Raw genomic sequence first — 24,054 nt, forward strand, 5'->3', positions numbered from 1 at the left:
AATCACACTACATAGCATTTATGAGTATGTTTTTGAGAAACCGATTAAAAGTTAACTTTAATTTTTAAATGACTTCAGTAAAAGTTTGTTTATCAATCAAGCAAGAAGACTAGTAAATACACTTTAAATTACCTTTTTTTCTTTTATCATAAGTACTAAGCCAAAAGTATTTAGAGATTTATGAATTAGATCATTCATTTTAATGAGTTAACCCACTACTTTTTAAATAGCTAAAAGAGTAGTATAGAAAATACTATACTACTCAGTTGTTGTCGTAAATTAATCATTCTTATTCTAAATTAATTAATTGGCTGTCGTGACTCTCAAAATGGTCTATATTAAAAGTTTACTACCGTCTGGATAAAGAATTAATCTTAAATGAAGTATATGATTCTTGGATGATTATGCTGTTTTGCATTATCATATCTTTTTATGCCTAATTTAAAGGATCTCCACTACTTATTTTTTTTGAGACACCTTGAAGGTAAGGGGATGAAATATCTATTGTAAAGCCTTCTGAAGTAGTGACTTGAACATACACTGTAGCCCTACCATTTTTTAAATTACGTTGATGGCTTGTCATGACCTCAGCAACATTATTGGTTGCATTTTCAATTCCCAAGAGTTTTGCATCACCCTCCAATTGAACTATAATTTCATTGCTTGCTAATTTGCTTAGCTTTCCTTTTTCATCTTTCGCCTCAACAGCAAATATTAATACATTTCCTGCCTCTAATTTTTCTGTATCTATTCTTTCGATTTCTATTTTAACAGGACTTTCAGCTGTCATGATCTTACTCTTTGCAACTACTGTTTTACCTTCATAGGCAACAGCTTTTAACTCTCCTGCATCAAAAGGAACATCCCAATAGATAACTCCAGTGGCTTCATCGTATTTTTTTGTTTTCCCGATTTTCTGACCATTTAAAAAAAGAGCTACTCTATCTGTATTAGTATAGGCCACCACTCTTACTTTTTGACCTGTTTTATAATTCCAATTATTTGGAGCATCAATTGATAAGTGTTCTTCGTTTTTAGCAATGTAACTACCTACATATACCATTGGTTCATTGGACCATAACGATTTTCTAAAGTAACCTCTCGGTTTGATATTGTTGGCTAAATCAATCATACCAGTTGTAAAGCCTCTAGAAGGCCATTTACCTGATTCCCCTAAATAATCCAAACCTGTCCAGATAAACTGACCAAATATAAATTCGTTATCCCTTACTGCTTTCCAAGCCTCCAAATCATGTCTTGTCTCACTACCATAAATCACCCGATTAGGGTAAAGCTTGTGATCTAAATCGTACCTACTTTCAGTGTAATTGTAACCCACAATATCCAAAGCTCCAGGATATGCTGTTTCATTGGACATAATTACCCCCGCCAATGCTGCTGTCACTGGTCTACTTTTATCCAACTGTCTAACGGTGGATGATAACTCTTTTGCGATATCACCTAACCTGTCTGCATGTGGATTATCCTTTAAATATCCTTTGACAAAAATTTGGGAAATAGCTGCATTAGACATAATCGGGTGACTGTACGGGTCATTAGGATAATCCACCTCATTTCCTATACTCCACATAATAATAGAAGGGTGATTTCTATCTCTAAGTACCATTGCTTCTAAATCTACTTTCCACCACTCTCTAAAATAATCTGCTGCACCTTGAAACCCTGGTTCGCCAACATTCCAACCTTTAATCCATTTCTTTTTAGGATATTCCCATTCGTCAAACGCCTCATCCATCACAAGAAAACCAAGTTCATCACATAGATCATATAAATCAGTAGCTTGAGGATTATGACTCATACGGATACCATTTACCCCTATCTCTTTAAGCCTTAGAAGTCTTTCTCTCCAAATTGATTTTGGAACTGCAGCACCAAGTACCCCTGCATCATGATGTAAACAGACTCCTTTTATTTTCATAGAAGTTCCATTAAGTGCAAAACCTTTATTGGGATCATAATTTAAATACCTTATACCAACAGTGATTTCATTCTGATCCCATACCTGTCCATCTTTAATTAGTTTCGTTTTCAGTTTATACAAATAAGGATCATCGACACTCCACAAATGAGGTTGATTGACCACAATAGAAGCTTTTGTATTTTGGTCAGAGAGAAGACCTGTATTTGCCTTAGCTACTAGATTACCCTTTAAGTCTATAAGTTCATGACTCACCTCAAAGGTTTGTGATTTAAAATTATCAATTTCAGTTGTCAGTTCAATTTCCGCTTTTTCAGCATTGCCTGTTGATTGATAGAATGTTGACCAAGCAGAAAAATGTGTTTCCTTTGACTTTACTAAATGTACTTTTCTGTAAATCCCTGATCCAGTATACCACCTCGAATCTGCATCATCATTATGATTTACTTTTACAGCAATTACATTATTTCCTGATTTTACATAATCAGTAATTTCATAGATAAATGGGACATAGCCATTAGGTCTTTTGCCAAGCCATTTACCATTAAAAAAAACTTCACTATTCTTATATACACCTTCAAAATATAGATAATATCGCTCTTCATTTTCTTCCAATAATTCCAAATCCAATGATGTTCGATACCATGCCACCCCTCCGGGTAAATAACCAGTACAACTTGCTAAACCTGGACTAGCAGGTTGTTGAACAGACCAATCATGCGGGACTGTCACTTGATCCCAATCAGTATGATCTAAAAATTCTCGGCCTCCCAAATGAACATCACCAAGGTGGAAATGCCAATTGTCAATTGATACCGAATTACCAAAGTTTTGTCCACATGTACTGTAATGTATCTGTAGAATAAAAAATAATGCAATACAATAGATCTTTGCAAAAAAATTCATTTCAAAATTTAGATTATTTCAATGTTTTATTTAGGGTTTAATGGGTATGTGACAAAGAATAGTAATTAGTCATTTGAAAATTTCATTAAGGCTATTTATTTCAAAAAAATGGAATAAAGGATAGTGTTAATTCATAAAAACAATCTTCTATCATTAACGTATTACCTTAATTGCTCAATGTTATTATCACTCAATATAAATGTAAAACCATAACATCGAGTTAATACAAACTGTGCCTCACACATTCTAAAAAAAATGTATGTGTGAGGCCACTATTTATTATCTACCTAATTACAAATAAATCTAATTTTGTTTACATCAGTAGGGGGTGCAACCATCAAAAGTGACGGTCTAATTATTCAAAAACGTCCTTTTTGCAGTTTTTAAAGTTGTTTATCTACTTTTTAAGAAAACTAAATCACCATGTTATTTTTCTTGTATTCCGTTGGAGTCATCTTGTACTGTTCCTTGAAACATTTTCTAAAATATTTCATGTCTGAAAAGTCTAGAGAAAATGCAATTTCAGTAATTGTCATATCTTCCTGAAGCATCATTTGAGCTGCTTTTTTAATTTTAATTTTCTTAGCAAAAAGCTGTATTGAATCTCCTGTCAATGATTTTACCTTTCGATAAAGCGTAGTTTGGCTAAAACCTAATTCAGTACAAAGTTCTTGTACATTAAAATTACCATTGTCTACCATTTCAACAATTTTCGATTCCAAATCAATAATAAATTCTGCCTCTCTTGTTGATTTTGCCGTTTTGATATCTACCAATTCTGAAGCGGAATAACCTACTTCCAAGAGTTTTCTATTCTTGATTAAATTATTAACCCTTACTTTCAATAAATCAGAATTAAATGGCTTAGTGATATAATCATCGGCTCCTACCTCAAACCCTTTCATCTTAGAATTGTCAGAATTTTTTGCAGTCAACAATATGATAGGTATATGGCTTGTCGCGATGTTCTCTTTTATTAATTTACAAAACTCAAGACCATCCATAGAGGGCATCATCATATCTGATATAATAATGGTAGGGAGAAGTGTTTTTGCCTTTTCTAATGCATCCTGTCCGTTATAGCATTTTATTACCTGACTCTCAGAAGAGAATATATTAGATACATAATCCGCAATGTCTTTATTGTCATCCACAACCAAAATGATCTTATTAGAATCGTTTATCACTTCTTGCTTCTCATCATTGTTCCCTGATGGTATTTTAAAAGTGTCTTCCTCAGGTTTTACTTCCAAGTACCTCACCACATCAATCTCTTCTAAATGTGTTTTTCCTTTTCTCAATGTGATTCTAAAAGTAGAACCTTTTCCTACTGCACTATTTACTTCGATTTTACCCCCATGTAATTCAATGAAATTTTTACTTAAAGCCAGACCTATTCCTGTACCACCCGAACCCACTGAATTACTTGCTTGATAGAAAGGAGAAAATATATGTTCTAGCTCACTTTTTTTGATTCCTTCACCTTCGTCTTTCACTTCAATAATTACATCATCCTCTTTATGAAATAAACTAAACTTCACTTTTTGATCAGCCTCTGAAAACTTAATAGCATTGGATAATAGATTACTGATTGCAATCTGTACCTTTTCAATATCAACCCATACATTGAGATCATTTTCTGAATAATACCCAAACAATACACCCTTCTCTTTGGCTAAGTGTGTAAAACTCTCTGCAATTTCCTGCCCCACTATATTCAAGTCATAAGAGGCTACATTTAAGATTGACTTATTCTGCTCCAGTTTTCTAAACTCTAGCATTCTACTAATGAACTTCAATAAGATGGAAGTATTCTTTTTAATCATGATAAGATGCTTCACATCTTCATCATCTTTCTCTTTTTTCAACAAATCATTTACGGGACCCTGAATTAAGGTTAAAGGAGTTTTGAGTTCATGAGAAAAATTAGTGTAGAAACGTAGTTTTTCCTGCATCGAAAGTTTATCTTTTTCTCTCATAGCCTGTTCAAATTCTAAATCCTTTTTCAATGCAATTCGACTATTTTTGAAGGAATTATACTTTCTCAATGATAAAGTGACCACCACAAAATAAAATAAATAAGCGGGCCATGATAACCAAAATGGAGGGCTTATCACTATATCAAGTTCTTTAATCACCTCACAACTTGAAATTTCTTTTACCTTAAACTTATAATTACCAGGAGTAACATTTCTGTACGTTACATCATTTGAATAACTTCCTGTCACCCAATTTTCCTCATAGTTTTCTAAAATATAAGCATAGCCCTCTCTTTTACCATAATTGAACCCTGGTTTCGAAAACACAATACTAAATACATTATCCGAATGACTAAGGTTTACTCTATCCGTCAAGAAAATACTTTTTTCTTTAGGGTAAATTGAAGAGTTCTCTGGCGTCATTACCTGATCAAAAATTTTAAAGGAATTCAAAACCACTTTCTCACTTGGTTCTGCGATTAATAAGTCGTTGGGGTTAAAAAGGTTTAAACCGTAAATTCCACCTACTGCAATGTAATTGTTCTTCGATGCAACTAACGACCCCATATTAAACCGTCCCTTCTGAATACCATCATCTTCATTAAATAAATACAGTTCTTTTTTTTCGGTGGAATAACAAGAAATACCCTCAAAAGTGGTCACCCAAGCATTATTGTTCATATCAAACCCTACTGCTGAGATTGGTTTTCCTACTAAATTATCTAAAGCTGGTTCTGTTTCATACTGTTTGGTTTTGGTGTTAAAAATCAACAGACCAGATTCCCTTGTACAAATCCACAAACGATCATTATGATAAGTCATACTGAAAATAACATCTTGTGCTATTTTCTCCGCATCAGATGGATAGCTTTTTATGATATTCGTTTCATAATTCAAGTTGATTAATCCAAAGCGATAAGTACCTAACATTAAATTTCGATCATCAATCGATACGATTGACCTGATATCCATTTCATGTGAAGCTATCACCTTGTGAAAGTAGTCTTCTTTTTGAGAATATTGATATAATCCACCTCTATTCGTTCCTATGAAAAAATTGCCATTATCAGTCCTATGTATTGCTCTAATATCATTGACAATAAAATCATTATTATTCCCTCCAAGCTTATATTGCTTAATGTTATCAGAGTTTAAATCAATCTTTATCAGTCCATTTTCATAGGTTCCCAACCAAAGGTTTTGGTCAGGGTCTTCATAAACAGAAAGTATTGCCATCTTTTTCAATAGGGGCCATTTTGCTAAGCTAATTTTTCCTGTAAATGGATTCAAAACATTCAATCCTCCTCCATCCGTACCCACCCAGAGGTCTCCGGTATAAGATTCATATATTCCCCAAGCACTTTTATTACTTAAACTTTGATCACCATCATTGTAGTAGGTTAATCTTCTAACCTTTTCTCCAGAAGGATTAAAAATATTAATCCCTCCATTATGTGTACCCAGCCATAATAACCCTTTTTTATCTTGGAAAATCTTGCTGATCGTTCTATGAGAAACCTTTGTTGATTTGTACCCAGGAGAGAAATGATTTAGGTCCGTGATTTTAGTACTGTCAGGGTTAAAAAAAGAATAAAATCCATTTTGTCTTGTTCCAAGCCAAACTTTATTCGATTCATCTCTAAACACCGTTAAGTAATCGTCTTTAGGCAGTTCATCCGATTTGAGCTGCACTATTTTAAACTCTTCTCCAACTTTTGTTGCTTTAAATAATCCGTGGTCTGAAGGAAACCAAACCTCCCCTAAATCATCACTATAGATATCATAAAAAAAAGCACGATCTACTCCCATTAGTTCTTGAGAAGAGTAGTGTTTTAACTTTGCTGTTTTAAGATCATATTTCACAATACCATCATGCAATCGTACAGCCCAAAGAACGTCATCTACAATGGTTATTTTTGATACACCCATCAACATATCATGATCCAATACCATTTGATTAGTTTTCACCTCTTCTCCATCACACTTATAAATAACCCCTTGAAAACTTCCAAAATAAAAATTCCCATCATTACCTATACCCATAGAAGTGATGGCACCTTGAATTTTATCAGGCTTGTATCGGACTATTTCATCTTTCGTATAATCATAGAGGCCAATACCCGATTCTGTCATGATCCATATCTGATTGTCTTCACTCACATATAATTTACTCACGTAATTATGAGGTAAAGAATTGGGGTTATCTCGTTCCTTAAAAAAAGATTCAAAAGTAAAACCGTTGTATCTAAACAATCCAAATTCAGTTGCCACCCAAATTTGCCCAAATTTATCTTCTACTATATCATTGATAACACTATTCTCCAATCCCATTTCCTCATTTAATCTATGAAAACGGTGTTGTACAAACAAACTATCAGCAGTAGCTAAAGTGTAGGTATACGATATAAAAAGAAGAACTAAAAATGACCTTATCATATCACTTTAATCTATATTATGTGTGTTGTTATTGTTATTTCTTGTGTGGTAATTGTATTAGTTATTTCATACTGTAATAACTGTTCTGTTTCTTGACAAATGCTTTTAAGCTATCATTATTTCTTGAAAGGAGGATAACATCATTACCATTTGCAGTTACAAACATCTTCATGTCTCTAACGTCTCCATCCATGTACAGGCCAGTTGTTTTTGGAGTTAAAACATCAAAATTACCTTGCCCATCTCCAAGCATTAGTAATCCGTAACTTGCATCATTTCTTGTTGTTTCAACTTCTGAAACATACCAATTGCCTGCTACCAAAAGGTCTAAATGACTATCATTATTCTGATCATGAACAATGATAGAGTTGATGGCAGAATACTGTGCTTCTGAAGGTAAGTTATGAAACTCAAAAGTTCCATTTCCTTTATTCATCAAAAGTGCAGATGCAAAGGTATTGACTTGGTATTTTAAAGCATTTTCTAACTTCTCTTCCCCATAAATCTCTTCAATGTCTGCAGATGCGAACTTATCGTAACTTTTAAAATTCTTTTTGATATAAGGCATTTCCTGAGATGAACATTGTCTTCCCCTTACAGGTACTTGCTTTCCATTATCATCATAAGATAAAACAATATCAGCATCTCCATTTTCATCGAAATCGTTTGTATAAATTTTAAAAGGGCTTTGAGACGAGGCCTTGTACTTATAATTCAATCCATTATTTCCAACTACTAAATCTATCATTCCATCTTCATTAAAATCTCCTTTTGCCACCGTAAAATACCAACCTGTTTGATCAGATAAACCCAGATCAAACTCCTTTAAAAATTTCCCTTTTGAATTTTTAAAAGCAATAGGTGCCATCCACTCTCCAACCATCACTACGTCTTCCCAACTGTCGTTATCAATATCTACCCACTCTACATCGGTTACCATTCCAATATTTTCAAATACATAATTGACCTTCAAGTCAATAGTTCCCTGAGATTGGTTTTCAAGTAAATAAGTATTTGCAGGGCTAGGGTACTTACCAGGAATTTGTCTTCCAGTAACTAAAATATCAGCATCTCCATCTTTATCAAAATCAATTATCCTCAATCTCCCCGCACTTCCATTCAATGGTGTTTGCCAATGACAAAGTGTTAACCGTCCATTTTTGTTTTCATAGATTCTATCATTCAAACATTTATGTCCAATTTCATATTCATTTCCTCCTGTAGCTACATATAGATCCAAATCACCATCTCCATCTAAATCTACAAACTTTGCGTCAACATCTTCACTTTTTTCTGATTCAATAAACTCTTTTTGCTTTATAAATTCACCTTTTTCGTTTTGTATAAAAAGAACAGCAGCCTGTCCCAAGGCTCCTCCTACAAACACATCCTGCCATCCATCTCCATTCACATCACCGATGGCCAATGCTGGACCAAAGCGTGACATACGATGTGGAAGAAGTCCTTCTCTATCAAAATCAAAATAGTCATTTTCTCGATGTTCAAAAGGGATCAGTCCTTGATCTTCTTCCCAATCCTGTACTTTGTTATTTTGATTTTCTACACCTGATAGGACAGGTGTTTTACTCTTTTCAATTAAAATATTTTTATTCGCCTTCACTTTCTCTAATATAGATACTTCACCCTCTGGCCAAATGACTTTAATATTTACGCTGTCTTGGTCTCCTAATCCAAAATGTAATGAAGAAATACACGAAGATTGGAATCCTCTTGAAGTATAATTTTCTACCAACTGATTTGATGTATTACTGCTCACATAGACCTTAGCACCTAAAGCATGAGTATTCTTAATATCTCCTCTGAGTACAACATTTAGGTAATTATTATTGCTCCTTGATGTATTTTCATAAATTGGAGAAGGATCATCAGTATTGTTTAATACTAGGTCTAAGTCGCCATCTAAATCCAAATCTACATAAACAGCTCCATTGGAAGCATTGGGTATTCCCTCCATCCAATCTAACTTTTTTTCAAAAGATGTTCCATCCAAATTTTTATAGATTCGGTTTGGTTTCTTTCTTTCCGGCATTTTCCGTACAATATCCATTGTCAGACTTCTCGCTTTCTCTTTGTTTACTTTGTTACGCTTTGTATGAGTTTCAAAAAATTGGTTAAACTGCTGGTTTTTATAGCTATTGAAATCGTTATTTCTAAAATCTTTCTTTACTCCATTACTTACAAACAAATCTTTGTAACCATCATTGTCTACATCAAAAAACAAAGGTGCCCAACTCCAATCTGTATTTGATACACCTGAAAATTGAGCAATATCAGAAAATTGAGGTACGCCATTTACAGTACCTTGGTTTAGTTGTAAAGCATTGAACATATATTGATGATGAAAGCCATGATCAACCAAAAAGAAAAACTGTTTTGGATTCATACCACTCATCGATGTTTTGATATCATAACTACTCTCTCCTACCATATCCACTGTCATAAAGTCTACGAGGCCATCATTATTAATATCTGCGGCATCATTACCCATTGAGTAAAAAGAGATGTGTTTTGTCGATCTTTTTATTGATTCTTGGAAAGTACCGTCTTGGTTATTTAAATATAGATGATCCTTTTGTGAAAAATCATGACTCACCAAAAGATCAGGCCATGTATCATTATTAAAGTCTGCAACAGCCACACCTAAGCCATAACTCAATCCATTATTGATCAGCCCTGCCCCTTTACTTACATCTGTAAATTTACCATTATCATTTCTGAGTAATACTTCTGATTGCAAGGCCGATTCTTTTTCTTTTAAATTGATAATCAATCTATCCTCATATATTTTTGGCCAATGATTAATGATAAAAACATCTAAGTCTCCATCTTTATCATAATCTAAAAAAGTAGCCTGAGTAGAATAATGAGGCAGGTCCAAACCATACTGTTTTGCTTGATTCTTGAAAGTGGGCACCCCTTCTTTATCTATTCCTTGATTAATAAACAATAAATTTCTTCTGCTATCAGGATTAGAATATTTACCAGATTTACATACATAAATGTCCAACAATCCATCACTATTTATATCAACAACTGAAACACCTGTACAAAAACCTTTTTTCTCTTGTATAATCCCAGACCTCTCCGTACTATTTCTGAAAGTTAAGTTTCCGTTATTTAAATAAAGTTGGTCATCATCTAAATTAGAGACAAAGTAAAGGTCTGGATATTGATCCCCATTAAAATCGCCTGCTGCTACTCCTCCTCCATTGTATAAGTATTCATATAGAATACCATTTAAGTTTTCATTTTCTCTAATGGTGTTGACAAAATCAATCCCTGATTCATTGGGGGATATGCGTTCAAATAATGTAGTAGACAGTTTGGTTTCCTCTTTAATCTGAGGCTTGCAAGCCCCAATAAAGAATATGAATAAGAATGATAAGTAATAATATTTCATGTGAAGTTAGTTAAATGAGGACATCTCTTCTTGGAAACATCCCCATTCTTATTTTAAATGAATACTCAAGTAGAAACTTGGCATCATGGTTTATAACACATTGTAAATTAAGTTTCTGTCAACTTTCAATCGCCCTTTCTACGAGCATTTATAGGATATACTTTCAAACTTCCTCTTCTTCTAAAACCTTTGTCTTTTGACATGTAATCAGACAATCATTTAGTAGTATCTCCCTCGGCCTTGAAGTGAAAAGCGTTCAGAATTCCATGTATTGAGCCGTTAAAAATGATTTTGCTGTTTGAGTGCATCGAGTTTAAAATCATTTAGGCGAGAGCAATGGAATTTAGCTTTTGACTTCTAAGCCTTGAACTTTTTGCTTCTTTTTGTTTCAAGACAAAAACGAAGAGTAAAGAAGCTTGAAAGTTGACCTTATAAATGCTTGCAGAAAGGTCGATTAAAAGTTGAAGATAATTTAGTTTACAATGTAATAAGTATTAATACATATAATTTTGCTGCAAAGCTCCTTTAGAGATGGTAATCTCATCTTGAGGAATAGGAAACCAATAATGTTCAACAGAAAATGATTTTGCACCCATATTATCTGCTTGTTTTGTCATATCATATGTTCCTGTCGCTTCATCATAAGTAACTTTTCTTGCAGGTCTGTTTTCAATATCATTGGCAATCAACCATCTTCTTACATCATAATATCTATGTTCTTCAAAAGACAGTTCTACTCTCCTTTCATTTCTGATTCTTTCTCTCATCGAATCTTGCGTTAAGCCATTTGGTAAGTTTGGCATATTTGCTCTAGCTCTTACAGTATTTACAGCATTATAAACACTAGCATCTGGTCCAAATGCCTCATTTTGAGCTTCCGCATAATTCAAGAGTATTTCAGCATATCGCATATATCTCCATGGAGATTGACGCCCTTGTGTCCACCAATCCGTTACACTTTCGTCTACAAATTTACGTAAGAAGTAACCCGTTCTTGATTGGTTTTGGTTAGGACCTGCATCAACATTGATATCCAAAGGTGCTCCTCTATACTCAAGACCATGGTAAATAACTGACCCATAGAATCGTGGATCTCTACCTTCATATGGATTATTAGGGTCATAACCTGAACCTGCGTCAGTAATTGGCAGGCCTGTATCTTGCATTTCAAAATCATCTACAAAATTCTGCATTGGACCATTACCGGCCCATCCACCTCTACTTTTGGGCGTGTTCATTATTTCCATTCCACTAAAAGTAGTTGATACTGAGTTATAATCTCTGTAGAAAATATCCTCTCTCGTATCAGGGTCACTGATGAATAGTAATCTGTAGTTTTCAGAAGGATCATCACTAAGATCATCTACCAATGTAAACCCTAAGTTCATCACTGCTTTTGCCGCATCAGCAGCTTCCTGCCAAGTTCTTGTTGATCCACCATTTAAACCGTCGTTGGCTTGAGCCCCTGTTTGTGTATACAATGGACTTGCCGCATACAATAAAGTTCTAGAGATATACCCTAATGCTGCTTCTGACGTGGCTCTTCCTGTTTGTTGTACAGTTCTATCTGGAAGATCTGTAGCCGCAGCTTCCAACTCACTAATAATATAATCTACTGTTTCGTTAATAGTTGATCTATTATAAAGGTCTGAGAAATCATCATCTAAAGTAGTAATACGGTCCCCAATCAATACTGCACCACCAAAGCTTCTTAGTAATTCAAAATACCTTACAGCTCTAATAAACCTTACTTCTGCCATCAGCTCTTTAATTTTTTGATCGCTCAAATCAAGATTTGGGATTCTTGTCAACGCATCATTACATTCTCTGATACCTACATAGTTTCGTCCCCAAGCCGAACTGGTGAATCCAAAGTTACCCGGACTAAGTTGACCTGTTTGTACCAAATAAGTTTGATCATCGTTAGAATATACCGTCTCATCGGCTATTGATGAAAACATGGCCCAGTGATGACCTCTTGTTAAGCCTTGTGAACCTTCTCCTTTTGAGGGTTCCTTATCAGCCAACTTTATACTTGTGTATAAGTTTAGAATATAAGTTTCTGCAATTGCAGGATCTCCCCAAATCACGTCTTCTGTTAAATCCGTGGAAGGAGTCTGTAGAAAGTTATCATTACATGACCACGCAAAGATGGTAGTCATCATGCATATTGCTATATAGAATTTATTAGTCATAATCTTAGAAGGAAATTGTGGTACCGATGTTGTAAATTTTGTGTTGAGGATATCCATGGCCTTGAGTATTTGTTACCTCTGGATCAAAATCATCTGATGAAGTGAAAGTTGCTAGGTTCAATGCATTAACATAAATTCTTGCCGACTTTAATCTCACTCTATTTAGGACTTGCGTAGGGATATTATATCCAAGCTCTATATTTTTGATTCTCAAGAATGCTGTATTTGTCAACCAAAACGTATTTCTTGTAGCATTACCACCACTTAACGAAGATGATGTTCTTGAAACTGCTCTAGGATAAGAACCTTGAGTATTGGATGGAGAATATCTGTTATCAGCCCAAGTCTTCGTTAAGTTACCAATTGATCCAGATTCAGGTAAGAAGTATTGCTGAGTACCTCCTTGGCCTTGTAATAAGAAATTAAAATCAAAACCTTTCCACTTTACACCACCTGTAATACCATAAACTAGACGTGGAATATTGGTCTTATCGGCTCTCACCTGATCATTAGGAGTGATTTCACCGTCACCATCTACATCAGCATACATCAAGTCACCTAATTGGTTACCCGGCAATGAAGGGTTGTTTTCTAAATCTTCAGGTGTTCTGAAAATACCGATCGATTGATAATACAACTGTGCCCCTAAAGGTTTACCTTCTACCTTTTTGTAATCAATAGTCTCTGGATCGTTAAGACTGATCACTTTATTTTTAGCATAAGTTGCATTACCGCTTATAAAGAAATCAACATTATTTATAGTCTTATTGTAAGTCAACTGTACTTCAAAACCTTCATTTAAAGTCTCTCCTGAGTTGGTTTGAGGAATGATAGCCGGTGTATTATCATTTGGATTATTGGTCGCTCCCCATTCGTTTACAATACCTGAAACCCAAGGATAATCATTTGGCGTAATCAATAAACCGTTTCTTCTTTCCGAGAAGTAAGAGGCCTCCAATGAGATATTTTTGAATACTGTTAGCTCAAGGCCAATATCTAGTTTTTGAGATTCCTCCCAAGTAATTTCCGAGTTAGCGATTTGAGCCGGTACATACCTTGTTCTTGAAAAACCATCCGTAACATATCCTGCTCCAATGTTTTGATACCTGTTTAAGAATTGAAAATCAGGAATTCTATCGTTACCAATAATACCATAAGAAGCTCTCAACTTTAAGTTATTGATGGCGTCTACATTAAAGAAAGGTTCCTCCGAAATTCTCCAACCTCCTGAAACATTCCAGAATAATCCATACTCATTTCCTTTAGGGAATTTTGAAGAACCATCATACCTTAATTGTGCTTCAAATAAATACTTCGATTCGTAATCATAAGTCACTCTACCAAAATAGTTTCTACGTGTCTCTACAAAACTATTTCCTCCGTTTGTTGCATATACAGCATCGTTCTCATCAATACCTACTGGTCCTTGATCCAATTCTTCTACCACATCAGTAGCAAAACCTCTTCTAAAAGCAGTAAGATAATTTGTTTCGAATTTACTTTGCTCATAAGCCGCAAAAGCAGTGACATAGTGTTTTCCAAATTGTTTATTGAAATGTAATGCTGCATGGTATGTTGCTAAATCTTCATTTTCTTGTCTTTGTCTCAATTGAGGATCCATAACACTATTTCCAACTTGGTTGAAATCTGACAATACATAATTTGAAGGTAAATTTCTAGGACTTACAGGAGTATAGGTAACAAATGGCTTTTGAAAAACCTTTGTTTCCTTTGTTGAGTAATCTAATGCCGCAAACGCTTTTACAGATAAGAATTCTGCAAATGGTAATTTGTAATCTAAATTAAAAACAGTATTGACTGTTCTCTTAGGTTGAGTGTTAGTACCTGCAATGTCTGTCACTAATGCTAATGGGTTGTTAGCTGCCCCTTCTGCATCAACACCGTAACCACCTGGGAAATAATTAGGATCGCCAGGAGTTCCGTTTGCAGGATAATAAGCCACTTCTGTTGGCTTACCTCTATATGCTTCTCTGAAAATGTTTCCAGCAGAAGCCGTTGGATATAGCCCTTCCTCATTTCTAACGTTGATGTTTGCTCCTAATTTTAGATTGTCTGTTAGTTTCACATCAACGTTTGTTCTCACATTCGTTTGAGCATATTCAGTTATACCCTTATTGTAAATGCTTTCTTGTTTTCTGTTACCAAATGCCAGGTAATACTGTACCTTAGGTCCTCCACCGTTTAATGACAAACTTAGTTGATGTTGAGTAGATAAAGGCGTAATCACTTCATCTAACCAATTTGTGTTAGGGTAGTTCAATGGATCAGAACCATTTGCAAACTTATCTAATTCCTCTGCAGAATAGACTTGATTCATTCCTCCATCAGGATTTGCATAATATTGAATCTCATTCAGAATCGTTGCATATTGTTGAGAGTTTGCCATTTTTGGAATTCTTGTTGCCTGTATAAAACCTTGGTTATACGAGAATGTAACAGAAGGAGGACTCACAACCCCTTTTTTAGTCGTAACGATAATTACACCGTTCGCTGCTCTTGAACCATAAATAGACGCTGATGCATCCTTTAAGACTGAAATGCTCTCAATGTTATTAGGATCTAAACGATCTAAACCACCTAATTGACTGGCTACGCCATCGACAACAATCAATGGACTGTTATCACCATTTGAGCTTTTACCTCTGATAAGTAGCTGAGTACCATCAAAACCAGGTTCTCCCGATGCTGTAGTTCCCATTACACCTGATAATCTACCTGTCAATGAGTTTGTTAAGTTAGCTTGTGGACTCTTTACAAGATCTTCTCCCTTGGTCGTTGAAACAGAACTTACTAAAGTTTCCTTTTTCTGTGTACCATAACCAACGACAACTACTTCATCCAAAGCTTCCATATCTGGACTTAGTGTGATGTCAATAGAAGTTCTTCCATTCACAAGAACCTCTTGTGTTATATACCCTAAGTAAGAGTATACTAAAGTAGCCTGGGGGTCTATATCTACCAAAGAGTATCTACCATCCATATCTGTAACGGTTCCTTTAGTTGATCCTTTTACCAGTACATACGCTCCTGGTAATCCGTCTGCCATATCGGAAGTCTTAATAGTACCACTCACAGTGATACCTTCTTGAGCTACAGCGACTGTCGAGTACAGACTGAATAGCAAGCTAAAGAGAATACAATACAGTTTTTTCATAATGTAATTGTAAGTTAATAATTCAAAAAATTTTCATTCTGTTTTATAAAACATTTGCAAATTAGACCATGAGAGTGGTTTCAATGAGGGTTTTATGAATCAAATTGAGGGGGTCCATTATTCCACTATTACAAAATTAATGTATTTAATACACTTTTAACATTTATTTGTATTATTTACTTATAATCTGTAGACTTTTAAAAGATTTTCACTTCTATTATTACAACATTATTAGCACTGTACTCTTATCAGAAAATAACGTAAAACTTGTGTTCAACTTTGCTTTACAAAATAAAAAAATGATACCTCAGTCTAAAAACATGAAATATCACTTAAAAAAATGGTCATCGATCTTAATGACCAATATTTGATGGGGTGAACGCTATGATTAATACATTTTCATCACATTCAAATCTTTACTAATGTACTCATTATACTTCTCAATATTCTCCGTTGAAATTGGTTGAGCATCAAATTGATCAAGGTTATATTTTTTCACTTCTTTCCTCAACTCTTTAATAAGCTTATTTTTAACCTTTGAATAACTGGCATCAAAATATAAATTATGAAGTTCATTAGGATCGTTTTCTAAATCATATAATTCTGAATTCTTATCATTATCATAAACAAGTTTCAACTTTTCTGTTCTTAGCATACGAAAACGACCTGCTAAAGCAACTGGATTCGCTTCCCATGGAACTCCTTTGGAAAATTGGAAAGGTCTTTCAGGAAAACTCGGTACTTGTTTTTCTAAATCTTCAAATGAATGAATATTATTTCCAGGAAGGCCATATTCGGCAATTACATTTTTTCTTAAATGCTTTTCATTCCGATCCGTTAAATAATCTACAAAGCTTATACCTTCAACTTGTGATGGATATCTATATCTACAAAGTCTAAAATTGGGTGCCGATGATTATATTAAGAAACCATTCAATGCTCAAATCTTAAAGACAAAAATCAACAATTGTTTCGAGAAAAGAGATAAGCTCAAAAAGTATTATAGTAACGAGTTTATCGTTTCCATTCCAGAAGAAGACCTTAAAGATGAAAATGAAGAATTCTTGTATGAATTACAGCGTATCATTGAAGAAAATATCATTGATTCTGATTTAATATAAAAACAAATAGAAGAAAGTTTCCCAATGAGTCAGTCAACCTTCTACAGGAAATTAAAAGCACTCACCAGTTTAACAATTACTACATACATCAGAAATATTCGAATTAAAAAATCGAGCTACTTATTATTGAAAACCAATAAAAGTATCTCTGATATCGCATATCAAGTGGGGTATAATGATTTGAAATACTTCAGAACGAGTTTTAAGAAAGTGCATCATATTTCCTCTTCTGAATATCGAGCTAAAAACAAAGAAGTGTCATTAAATAGCGGTGAAGCTTCTTAATGACACTCCTGAAGATGAGATTATCTGGAAATCACATATGTTGTTACAGATTGAGGAGCAACAACGACCTCTTCTCCTACTTCCTGATTTCCAATATACTTTAAGTTTTCAGCTTTTGAAGTTCTATACATCTTCATTTGGTTTCCAGTCAATTGACCATCAAAATCCAACTGAATGGTATATTCGTAGTTATTGTAATTTACTAAGACTAAAACGATCTCATCGTTGTTGGCATAAGCCGAAGCCATAATTCTCTTTTGAGTAAAAGGATCATCATTAGCTCTTCCAAATAATTGATTCGTATGAACTCTAGTCATTCCTTTTTTAATGAATCGGCTATAATTACCTAATGCATAGAGCATTTTTGAAGTCTGATAACCACCATCAACCTCAGACTTATCAATGTAAATTAAACCGTCTTTATAATTGTAAGGGCTGATTGCAATCCACCATTGCCATGAAGATGCATTCGCTTCTGTTAAATCATAGTGTAGTACTTTTGCAAGATAAAGCCCCATATCAATACTCAAATCTTTACCATTTCCTACAATTCCCTCTTCATTATCACCCATAATGCAATATTCTGACATATTGTATTTTAATGTTGGATCAACCTCTTGTATTTTATTCCAAAGTGCTTTTCGCATTGGTGCTAACTTTGAAGGTTCAGTTGTCCAATAACTATGACCCGCTACGTAATCAGACATGTTCTTCAATTCACCAACAGCATTATTACCATTACCATAAAACTCTTGAATTTGATTATCTTTTCCTGGTCTGTTTGTATTACTCTTGTACAAATAATCCAATTGGCCGGCTTCAGTTAATTCAATTTTTGTAGAAAGCCCCTTATCAGTAATTTTCTGGTCTAAAATTCTGACCAATTGAGCCATTTCTGTATTTGTAAATGGGCAACCTTCCTGTCCTGAACTTTGATCCCAATCCCATTGTGTTTCATTGACTGGACTAATATCATTTAATTTGATACCATCATTGGCTTCAAGGTTTTTTGCTACTTCAGTTAAGAATTCCGCAAAATCTTCAAACTTATCTGGTGACAAATTAGTCTGGCGTGCAGAAGATGTATTTGCTTTTCCATTTTTGGTCATTTGAACTGGAGCACTGTTCGAAAAACCAATAAATTTCTCAACACCACGTTGTTTTGCCGCTTGTAAAAACCAACGTTGACCAGATTGCTTCGTCCAATCATAAGTTCCATCGTTTTGTAAAAAGCCCTCTGTTCTTCTCCAAGGATCATGAATGTTACTTGCTGTTCCTTGTGCTTTCGAACCTGCACCAATATTGAAACGCCAAATATTTAGACCAATTCCTTCAGGGTCTCCATTTTCACCCAATTGTTGAGAAAATAATAAATCCGCAATCTCATTTTTCACTTTCTCATTTCCCCAGTTGCCCACATATTGTGTAGACCACGCATCTGATGCACCAAACCCCTCCATTACTTGATATTGTTGGGAAAGATCAATGGTCAAGACTGTATCTTTCAATGTGGTATCTTCATTTCCTGTGGTCTGCTCTTCGTTGCAAGATGTTGTTGCAAAAGCAATCAATAATACTATTGAAATCCATTTCATAATGGTATGTAATTATGCTGTTAGTAATTCTATTAATGCTTGACATTGTGCTTTGATGGAGGCACAACGTCATTAAATTTATTTTCCTAAGTCTTTATCCTTATTTGTAATGCTCCTTTGGAAAGGCATCATGGTAAAACCATAGTGGAAGTGCGTAGGAAGCAACCTATATTCATCATGTGGTAAATATCCCCAACTATTATCGCCTCCTACACCACGTTGCTTATAGTCGATATTTAATGAAACTAGTTTTCGTTTATAGATGTCATTAATATGACGTTGCTTCTTTTCTTCACCCGGATCAAAATCTGTTATACGTTGATGTAAAGCCGTTACACTCAAAGGTTGTGTACCCACTACTTTCAATCCAAATCCATTCTTATTCAATAAAGACAGCCATCGCACATCTGTCTTATTTCCGTTTTCTTGAGGTCGTAAATAAGCATGATATTGATCTGCCACCGTACTTTCATAGATCCCCACTCTGGTGGCATTGTTTCTGTCTTGATAGTTTTCCACTGGCCCTCTACCATAATAGGTAAACTGATCAAATTCATCCGAGAGAATCATGTTCATTCCAAAACGAGGTAATTCTGGCAATTCTTTTTTATCCGATAAATCCATATCTATATGAACTGAAATGGCACCTTTTCCATCAATTATATAGGATAGTTTATATTCAGCGTCAACATCCCTTAAATGATACACTACATCTACAATGACTGTATTACTTTCTTCTTTTACATCAAGAGATTTTACTGTTTTGTGACGGTGGGCCAATCGCCAAATATTCGATTCCTTCTGCATATGATTACCAAAATCATTATCTACAGGAGCTCTCCAAAAACTTGGTTGAGGAGTTTCCTTAATTAACGATTTCTCCTTGTAAAGCCACTTTGCTATTTCTCCTGATGGTGAAACCCAAACTTCAAAATCTTTTCCCTTCACACCTATCCTCTTTCCACTTTTTTGCAAAGTTGGGGAAGTTGAATTTTCTAATTTTTTTACAAAAAACTGCCCCTCACCTAACATAAATTGTTCATGGGCAATAGAATGCCCTTTAGGAATCATTTTCGTTGCTTCTTTCGTTAGAACATCCAAATTCAAAAAGTATTCTACTCCTTCTTGCTGAGGCATTTCTGGTAACGGGACAACTATATCTTTGGTTTGATGTGGCGCTACATTCAAGGCTAACTCTCCTTTTTTAATCACTTCTCCATTTTTCAATACGTCATAAGTCAGTTTGTATTTTGAAAGATTCGTAAAGTCAAATTCATTGGTCACTGAAATTATACCTTTGCTTAAATCCATGGCATGGAATTGAGCATTTTGATGTACATATTTGACCTCATATAATCCAGGATGAGGTTTTCTGTCTGGGTCTACTAAACCGTTCAAGCAGAAGTTTTCTTGATTAGGATACATCTGAGCATTAAAATCACCTCCATATGCCCAATACATATTTCCATTTCCGTCATAAGTTTGAAGTCCTTGATCTACCCAATCCCAGATAAAACCTCCCTGCATATGAGGTTTACTTCTTACAATGTCCCATAGATCTTTGAAATTGCCATTAGAATTACCCATTGCATGAGAATACTCACACATAATGAAAGGCCTTGTTTTATCTGTAGCCTCTGCATATTTTTTCATGTGTCCTACCCATGGATACATAGGGCATACAATATCCGTGTTTCTCAATTCTCCCGCTTGCTCAAACTGTACTGGACGTGTTTTATCTCTTTCTTTCAACCAATCATAAATTTTAAAGAAAGTTTCTCCATTCCCACACTCATTTCCCATAGACCAAATAATAATAGAAGGGTGGTTTTTATCTCTCTCAACCATAGATTTCACTCTATCAAAATGTGCTTCATACCAGTCTGGATTGTAAGCGGTGTGTCGTAAAGTGTCAAAGTAACCTTGGTGTTCAGCACCTAAACCATGTGCTTCGATATTGGCCTCATCGACCAAGTATAAACCGTATTCATCTGCTAAGTCGTACCATCTTGTATCATTAGGATAATGGCTCAGACGCACTGCGTTGATATTATTTTGTTTCATCACCTCAATGTCTTTCAACATCATTTCTACAGTATTTGTGTGACCTCTCGTTGGGTGGTGTTCATGTAAATTCACCCCTTTGACCAATACAGGCATTCCATTGACATGAAGTTGGGCATTTTTAATTTCTACTGTTCTGAAACCTACTTTTGATGAAGTAGAATTTACAACTTTCCCTTTATGATCCTTTTGTGTTAAAACTAAAGTATAGAGGTATGGATTTTCTGCGCTCCATTGGTTCACATTTGAAACTTTCCCAAATAACTGAAAAGCTCTAGAGGAGGATGCTCCAAGTGCAATACCTGTTTTTCTTGACAAGACTTTTTTCAGGTTTTTATCATATAATGAAGCTTCTATTATTCCTTTAGCTATTGTTGTTTCTTTATTCTCAATTTCAACCTCCAAATTGAATACACCATGACGATAAGACTTATCCAATTCAGCCTTTATTTCAAAATCTTTGATATGAGTCTTAGGAGTTGCATAGAGAAATACTTCACGATCAATGCCACTCAGACGCCACATATCCTGATCCTCTAAATAAGAACCATCTGACCAGCGATATACCTCTACTGCAATTTGGTTTTCCCCTTGGTGAACATATTTTGAAATATTGAATTCGGCAGGTGTTTTTGAGCCTTGAGAATAACCTACTTTCTGCCCATTGACCCATACATACATCGCCGAACGTACACCTGCAAAATGAACATAAACTTCCTTTCCTTCAAAATTGGAAGGCAATTCGAATGTTCTTTTATAAGAACCCACTGGATTATCATGATGAGGAATGTGTGGAGGATTCGGTGTAAATGGGTATTCTACATTGGTGTAAATAGGTGTACCAAAACCTTGAAGTTCCCAATTGGAAGGCACTTCAATATCAGACCAGTTTGTTGTATTATAATCAACCTCAAAAAAATGGACAGGCCTGTCTACTGGTTTAAGTACCCAATTGAACTTCCAAATTCCATTCAACGAGAATCGATTTTCTGAAACACTTTTATGATTAGTGAGTGCTTCTGTTTCTGAGTTGTACAAGGTAAAGGTAGCCCTTACATCTTCCTTATTTAATCCTATCATTTTAGGATTCTCCCAGTCATTAACTTGTTGGGCAGTTACTCCTAAAGATGAGAGTAATATTGCACCTGCTGTGATGAGTTTTTTCATTTTATTTTTATTCTCTATCCAAATTCAAAACAGATGTACTACTATTTCGATAAGTACATTTTTAGATGGGTTTTCAGCTATAAAAGGATAGATCAGAGTAATGAGTAAGTGTTAATTCATTGTATATACCATTTTCCTTACCCATCACTCTTCACTTATCCCTTATTCATTAGTATCCAGGGTTCTGTTTTACAATTCCGTTTGATAAGTCAATTTGCGTTTGAGGAATAGGAAAGTACATGTGCTTACTTTCATCCCACAAAGAGCCTTTATCATTTCCGGCATCATAATCAGAATTGTTGTTGAGGTTGTAGTTTACAAAATCATTCATGGCTTGCGTCATTCTACCTGTACGTTTCAAGTCATAAAAACGCTCCCCTTCCATTGCTAATTCCAAACGACGTTCATGCAATACGTCATCCAGAGTGACTGTAGCAATGTTGTGAGAATTATCACCAAATGCTCTTTCTCGAAGTTGGTTGACATAATGAGTAGCAGTAGCTGCACTTCCCACTCTCACTTCACATTCAGCGGCCATTAAAAGAACATCTGCGTAACGAATTATTTTGTACTGATAAGGATTGATACCATGCCAATCACCTCGAACAGAAGGCTTTAAAAACATCTTTCTATTCATACGACCTGATGCATTAGAACCATCATTTTCATCCCCTGCAAACGTGTGATATGCAAAACCATCACTGTCAGGATTTCCATCTTTATCAATTTTATCCAAATGCTTGATGATTGTCATACCACGTCTTTTATCCCCGTTTTCAAAAGCATTGTCCAAATGAGAAGAAGGACTATTAAAACCCCATCCATTTACCACACCTCCAAAAAATTCAGGATCATTTTTATTTGATCTTGAACCCGAAACAGTTGGAAATGAAGTACCTAAACGAAACGTAACATCTCCTGAAGATTGAATCTCAAAAATTGATTCCGTGCTATTTCTCACCGAATTATCCCATAACAATTCTAAGTCTGGAACAAGTGAATAATCACCACTCCCAATAACAGCATTGGCTTGAGTTAAAGCCTCTTGATATTTACCTTGATATAAATAGGCCTTCGCCAATAATGCCTGAGCTGTCCCTTTTGTTATTCTTCCTAACTCACGTCCATCTTGTGCTCCTCTTGTTGGCAAATGATCTATTGCCTCAACTAAGTCTTGCTCAATGAAGGCCCAAGACTCGGCCTCTGTACTTCTTCCTAAAAGTGCTTGCTCATCTGATATCTCTCCTGTTAAGGCCGGCTTATCCAATAGAATTACACCTCCAAAATTTCTTACCAAACCAAAATATTGATATGCTCTTAGTACTTTGGCTTCCGCAATGGCTTGATTTTTAAAATTCTCATCATCATAGGGTGAGTTTGTAGTTTTTTCTATGACGATATTTGCATGAAAAATACCCTTATAACTGTAAATCCATTCTTGTCCAAGCCACTCATTTTGAGGGGTAATATCAAACTTTGAAAGCAATGTAAAATCTAATTGGTCAGTATAACCATCAAAGGCATCGTCGGAGCAAATGTCTCCCACAAAACGGAAGAAATCTTTATACCACCAATCGTCTCCACTCAACCAATAATAAGAGGACATCAAGCCCTGCGTAATTTCAGTCTCGTTATTATAAAAATTATCTAAGTTTTGAACACCTTGACGAGGATTATCTAGGAAATCTGTACAACTTAAGGCCCCAAAAGATAGTGCTCCTGCTAATATATATGTTGCTAAATTTTTCATGTCTTAAATTTTTCTAGGTTG

General features: G+C 34.9%; 11 protein-coding genes. 2 read left to right on the top strand and 9 right to left on the bottom strand.

Annotation, left to right across the window (positions count from 1 at the left end; all coding sequences use genetic code 11):
• Window positions 1-436 precede the first annotated feature (436 nt).
• The 6 genes from IC221_RS24890 to IC221_RS24915 all read right to left on the bottom strand — a co-directional run bounded on the left by IC221_RS24890 (window position 437) and on the right by IC221_RS24915 (window position 16,706).
• Entirely contained in the window at window positions 437-2,845 is a 2,409-nt protein-coding gene (locus IC221_RS24890) for a glycoside hydrolase family 2 TIM barrel-domain containing protein (RefSeq protein WP_188171547.1), read from the bottom strand.
• Window positions 2,846-3,258: 413 nt separating this feature from the next.
• Complete coding sequence (locus IC221_RS24895) at window positions 3,259-7,260, bottom strand: two-component regulator propeller domain-containing protein (protein WP_188171548.1); 4,002 nt, start codon at window positions 7,258-7,260, stop codon at window positions 3,259-3,261.
• 61 nt (window positions 7,261-7,321) lie between these two features.
• Window positions 7,322-10,681, bottom strand: coding sequence for an FG-GAP-like repeat-containing protein (locus IC221_RS24900; protein ID WP_188171549.1), 3,360 nt, complete (start codon window positions 10,679-10,681; stop codon window positions 7,322-7,324).
• Between the two features lie 494 nt (window positions 10,682-11,175).
• Window positions 11,176-12,846, bottom strand: a complete 1,671-nt coding sequence (locus IC221_RS24905) for a RagB/SusD family nutrient uptake outer membrane protein (RefSeq protein ID WP_223241484.1) — start codon at window positions 12,844-12,846, stop codon at window positions 11,176-11,178.
• Window positions 12,847-12,880: 34 nt separating this feature from the next.
• Complete coding sequence (locus IC221_RS24910) at window positions 12,881-16,051, bottom strand: TonB-dependent receptor (protein WP_188171551.1); 3,171 nt, start codon at window positions 16,049-16,051, stop codon at window positions 12,881-12,883.
• Between the two features lie 388 nt (window positions 16,052-16,439).
• On the bottom strand, window positions 16,440-16,706 hold the full coding sequence (locus IC221_RS24915) for a sulfatase/phosphatase domain-containing protein (RefSeq protein ID WP_188171552.1): 267 nt from the start codon (window positions 16,704-16,706) through the stop codon (window positions 16,440-16,442).
• A gap of 247 nt (window positions 16,707-16,953) precedes the next feature.
• Here IC221_RS24915 and IC221_RS24920 point away from each other — a divergent pair, with 247 nt between their 5' ends.
• Both IC221_RS24920 and IC221_RS24925 read left to right on the top strand, forming a co-directional pair.
• Window positions 16,954-17,172 carry a hypothetical protein gene (locus tag IC221_RS24920; protein WP_188171553.1) on the top strand — a complete coding sequence of 73 codons (219 nt, stop codon included), beginning with the start codon at window positions 16,954-16,956 and terminating at the stop codon, window positions 17,170-17,172.
• A gap of 24 nt (window positions 17,173-17,196) precedes the next feature.
• A complete protein-coding gene (locus IC221_RS24925) occupies window positions 17,197-17,457 on the top strand; it encodes an AraC family transcriptional regulator (protein ID WP_188171554.1) in 261 nt (86 codons plus the stop codon).
• Between the two features lie 20 nt (window positions 17,458-17,477).
• Here IC221_RS24925 and IC221_RS24930 read toward each other — a convergent pair whose 3' ends face one another.
• The 3 genes from IC221_RS24930 to IC221_RS24940 all read right to left on the bottom strand — a co-directional run bounded on the left by IC221_RS24930 (window position 17,478) and on the right by IC221_RS24940 (window position 24,033).
• Complete coding sequence (locus IC221_RS24930; protein WP_188171555.1) at window positions 17,478-19,052, bottom strand: glycoside hydrolase; 1,575 nt, start codon at window positions 19,050-19,052, stop codon at window positions 17,478-17,480.
• A gap of 78 nt (window positions 19,053-19,130) precedes the next feature.
• A complete protein-coding gene (locus IC221_RS24935) occupies window positions 19,131-22,283 on the bottom strand; it encodes a glycoside hydrolase family 2 TIM barrel-domain containing protein (RefSeq protein WP_188171556.1) in 3,153 nt (1,050 codons plus the stop codon).
• A gap of 169 nt (window positions 22,284-22,452) precedes the next feature.
• Entirely contained in the window at window positions 22,453-24,033 is a 1,581-nt protein-coding gene (locus IC221_RS24940; RefSeq protein ID WP_188171557.1) for a RagB/SusD family nutrient uptake outer membrane protein, read from the bottom strand.
• Window positions 24,034-24,054 lie beyond the last annotated feature (21 nt).

It is taken from the genome of Flammeovirga sp. EKP202, from assembly GCF_014534745.1.
In the GTDB taxonomy this organism is placed as follows: domain Bacteria; phylum Bacteroidota; class Bacteroidia; order Cytophagales; family Flammeovirgaceae; genus Flammeovirga.

Bases quoted from the DNA above. Each gene is read 5' to 3' on its own strand.
- IC221_RS24890 (WP_188171547.1), bottom strand. From the start codon at position 2,845: ATGAATTTTTTTGCAAAGATCTATTGTATTGCATTATTTTTTATTCTA.
- IC221_RS24895 (WP_188171548.1), bottom strand. From the start codon at position 7,260: ATGATAAGGTCATTTTTAGTTCTTCTTTTTATATCGTATACCTACACT.
- IC221_RS24900 (WP_188171549.1), bottom strand. From the start codon at position 10,681: ATGAAATATTATTACTTATCATTCTTATTCATATTCTTTATTGGGGCT.
- IC221_RS24905 (WP_223241484.1), bottom strand. From the start codon at position 12,846: ATGATGACTACCATCTTTGCGTGGTCATGTAATGATAACTTTCTACAG.
- IC221_RS24910 (WP_188171551.1), bottom strand. From the start codon at position 16,051: ATGAAAAAACTGTATTGTATTCTCTTTAGCTTGCTATTCAGTCTGTAC.
- IC221_RS24915 (WP_188171552.1), bottom strand. From the start codon at position 16,706: ATGCTAAGAACAGAAAAGTTGAAACTTGTTTATGATAATGATAAGAAT.
- IC221_RS24925 (WP_188171554.1), top strand. From the start codon at position 17,197: ATGAGTCAGTCAACCTTCTACAGGAAATTAAAAGCACTCACCAGTTTA.
- IC221_RS24930 (WP_188171555.1), bottom strand. From the start codon at position 19,052: ATGAAATGGATTTCAATAGTATTATTGATTGCTTTTGCAACAACATCT.
- IC221_RS24935 (WP_188171556.1), bottom strand. From the start codon at position 22,283: ATGAAAAAACTCATCACAGCAGGTGCAATATTACTCTCATCTTTAGGA.
- IC221_RS24940 (WP_188171557.1), bottom strand. From the start codon at position 24,033: ATGAAAAATTTAGCAACATATATATTAGCAGGAGCACTATCTTTTGGG.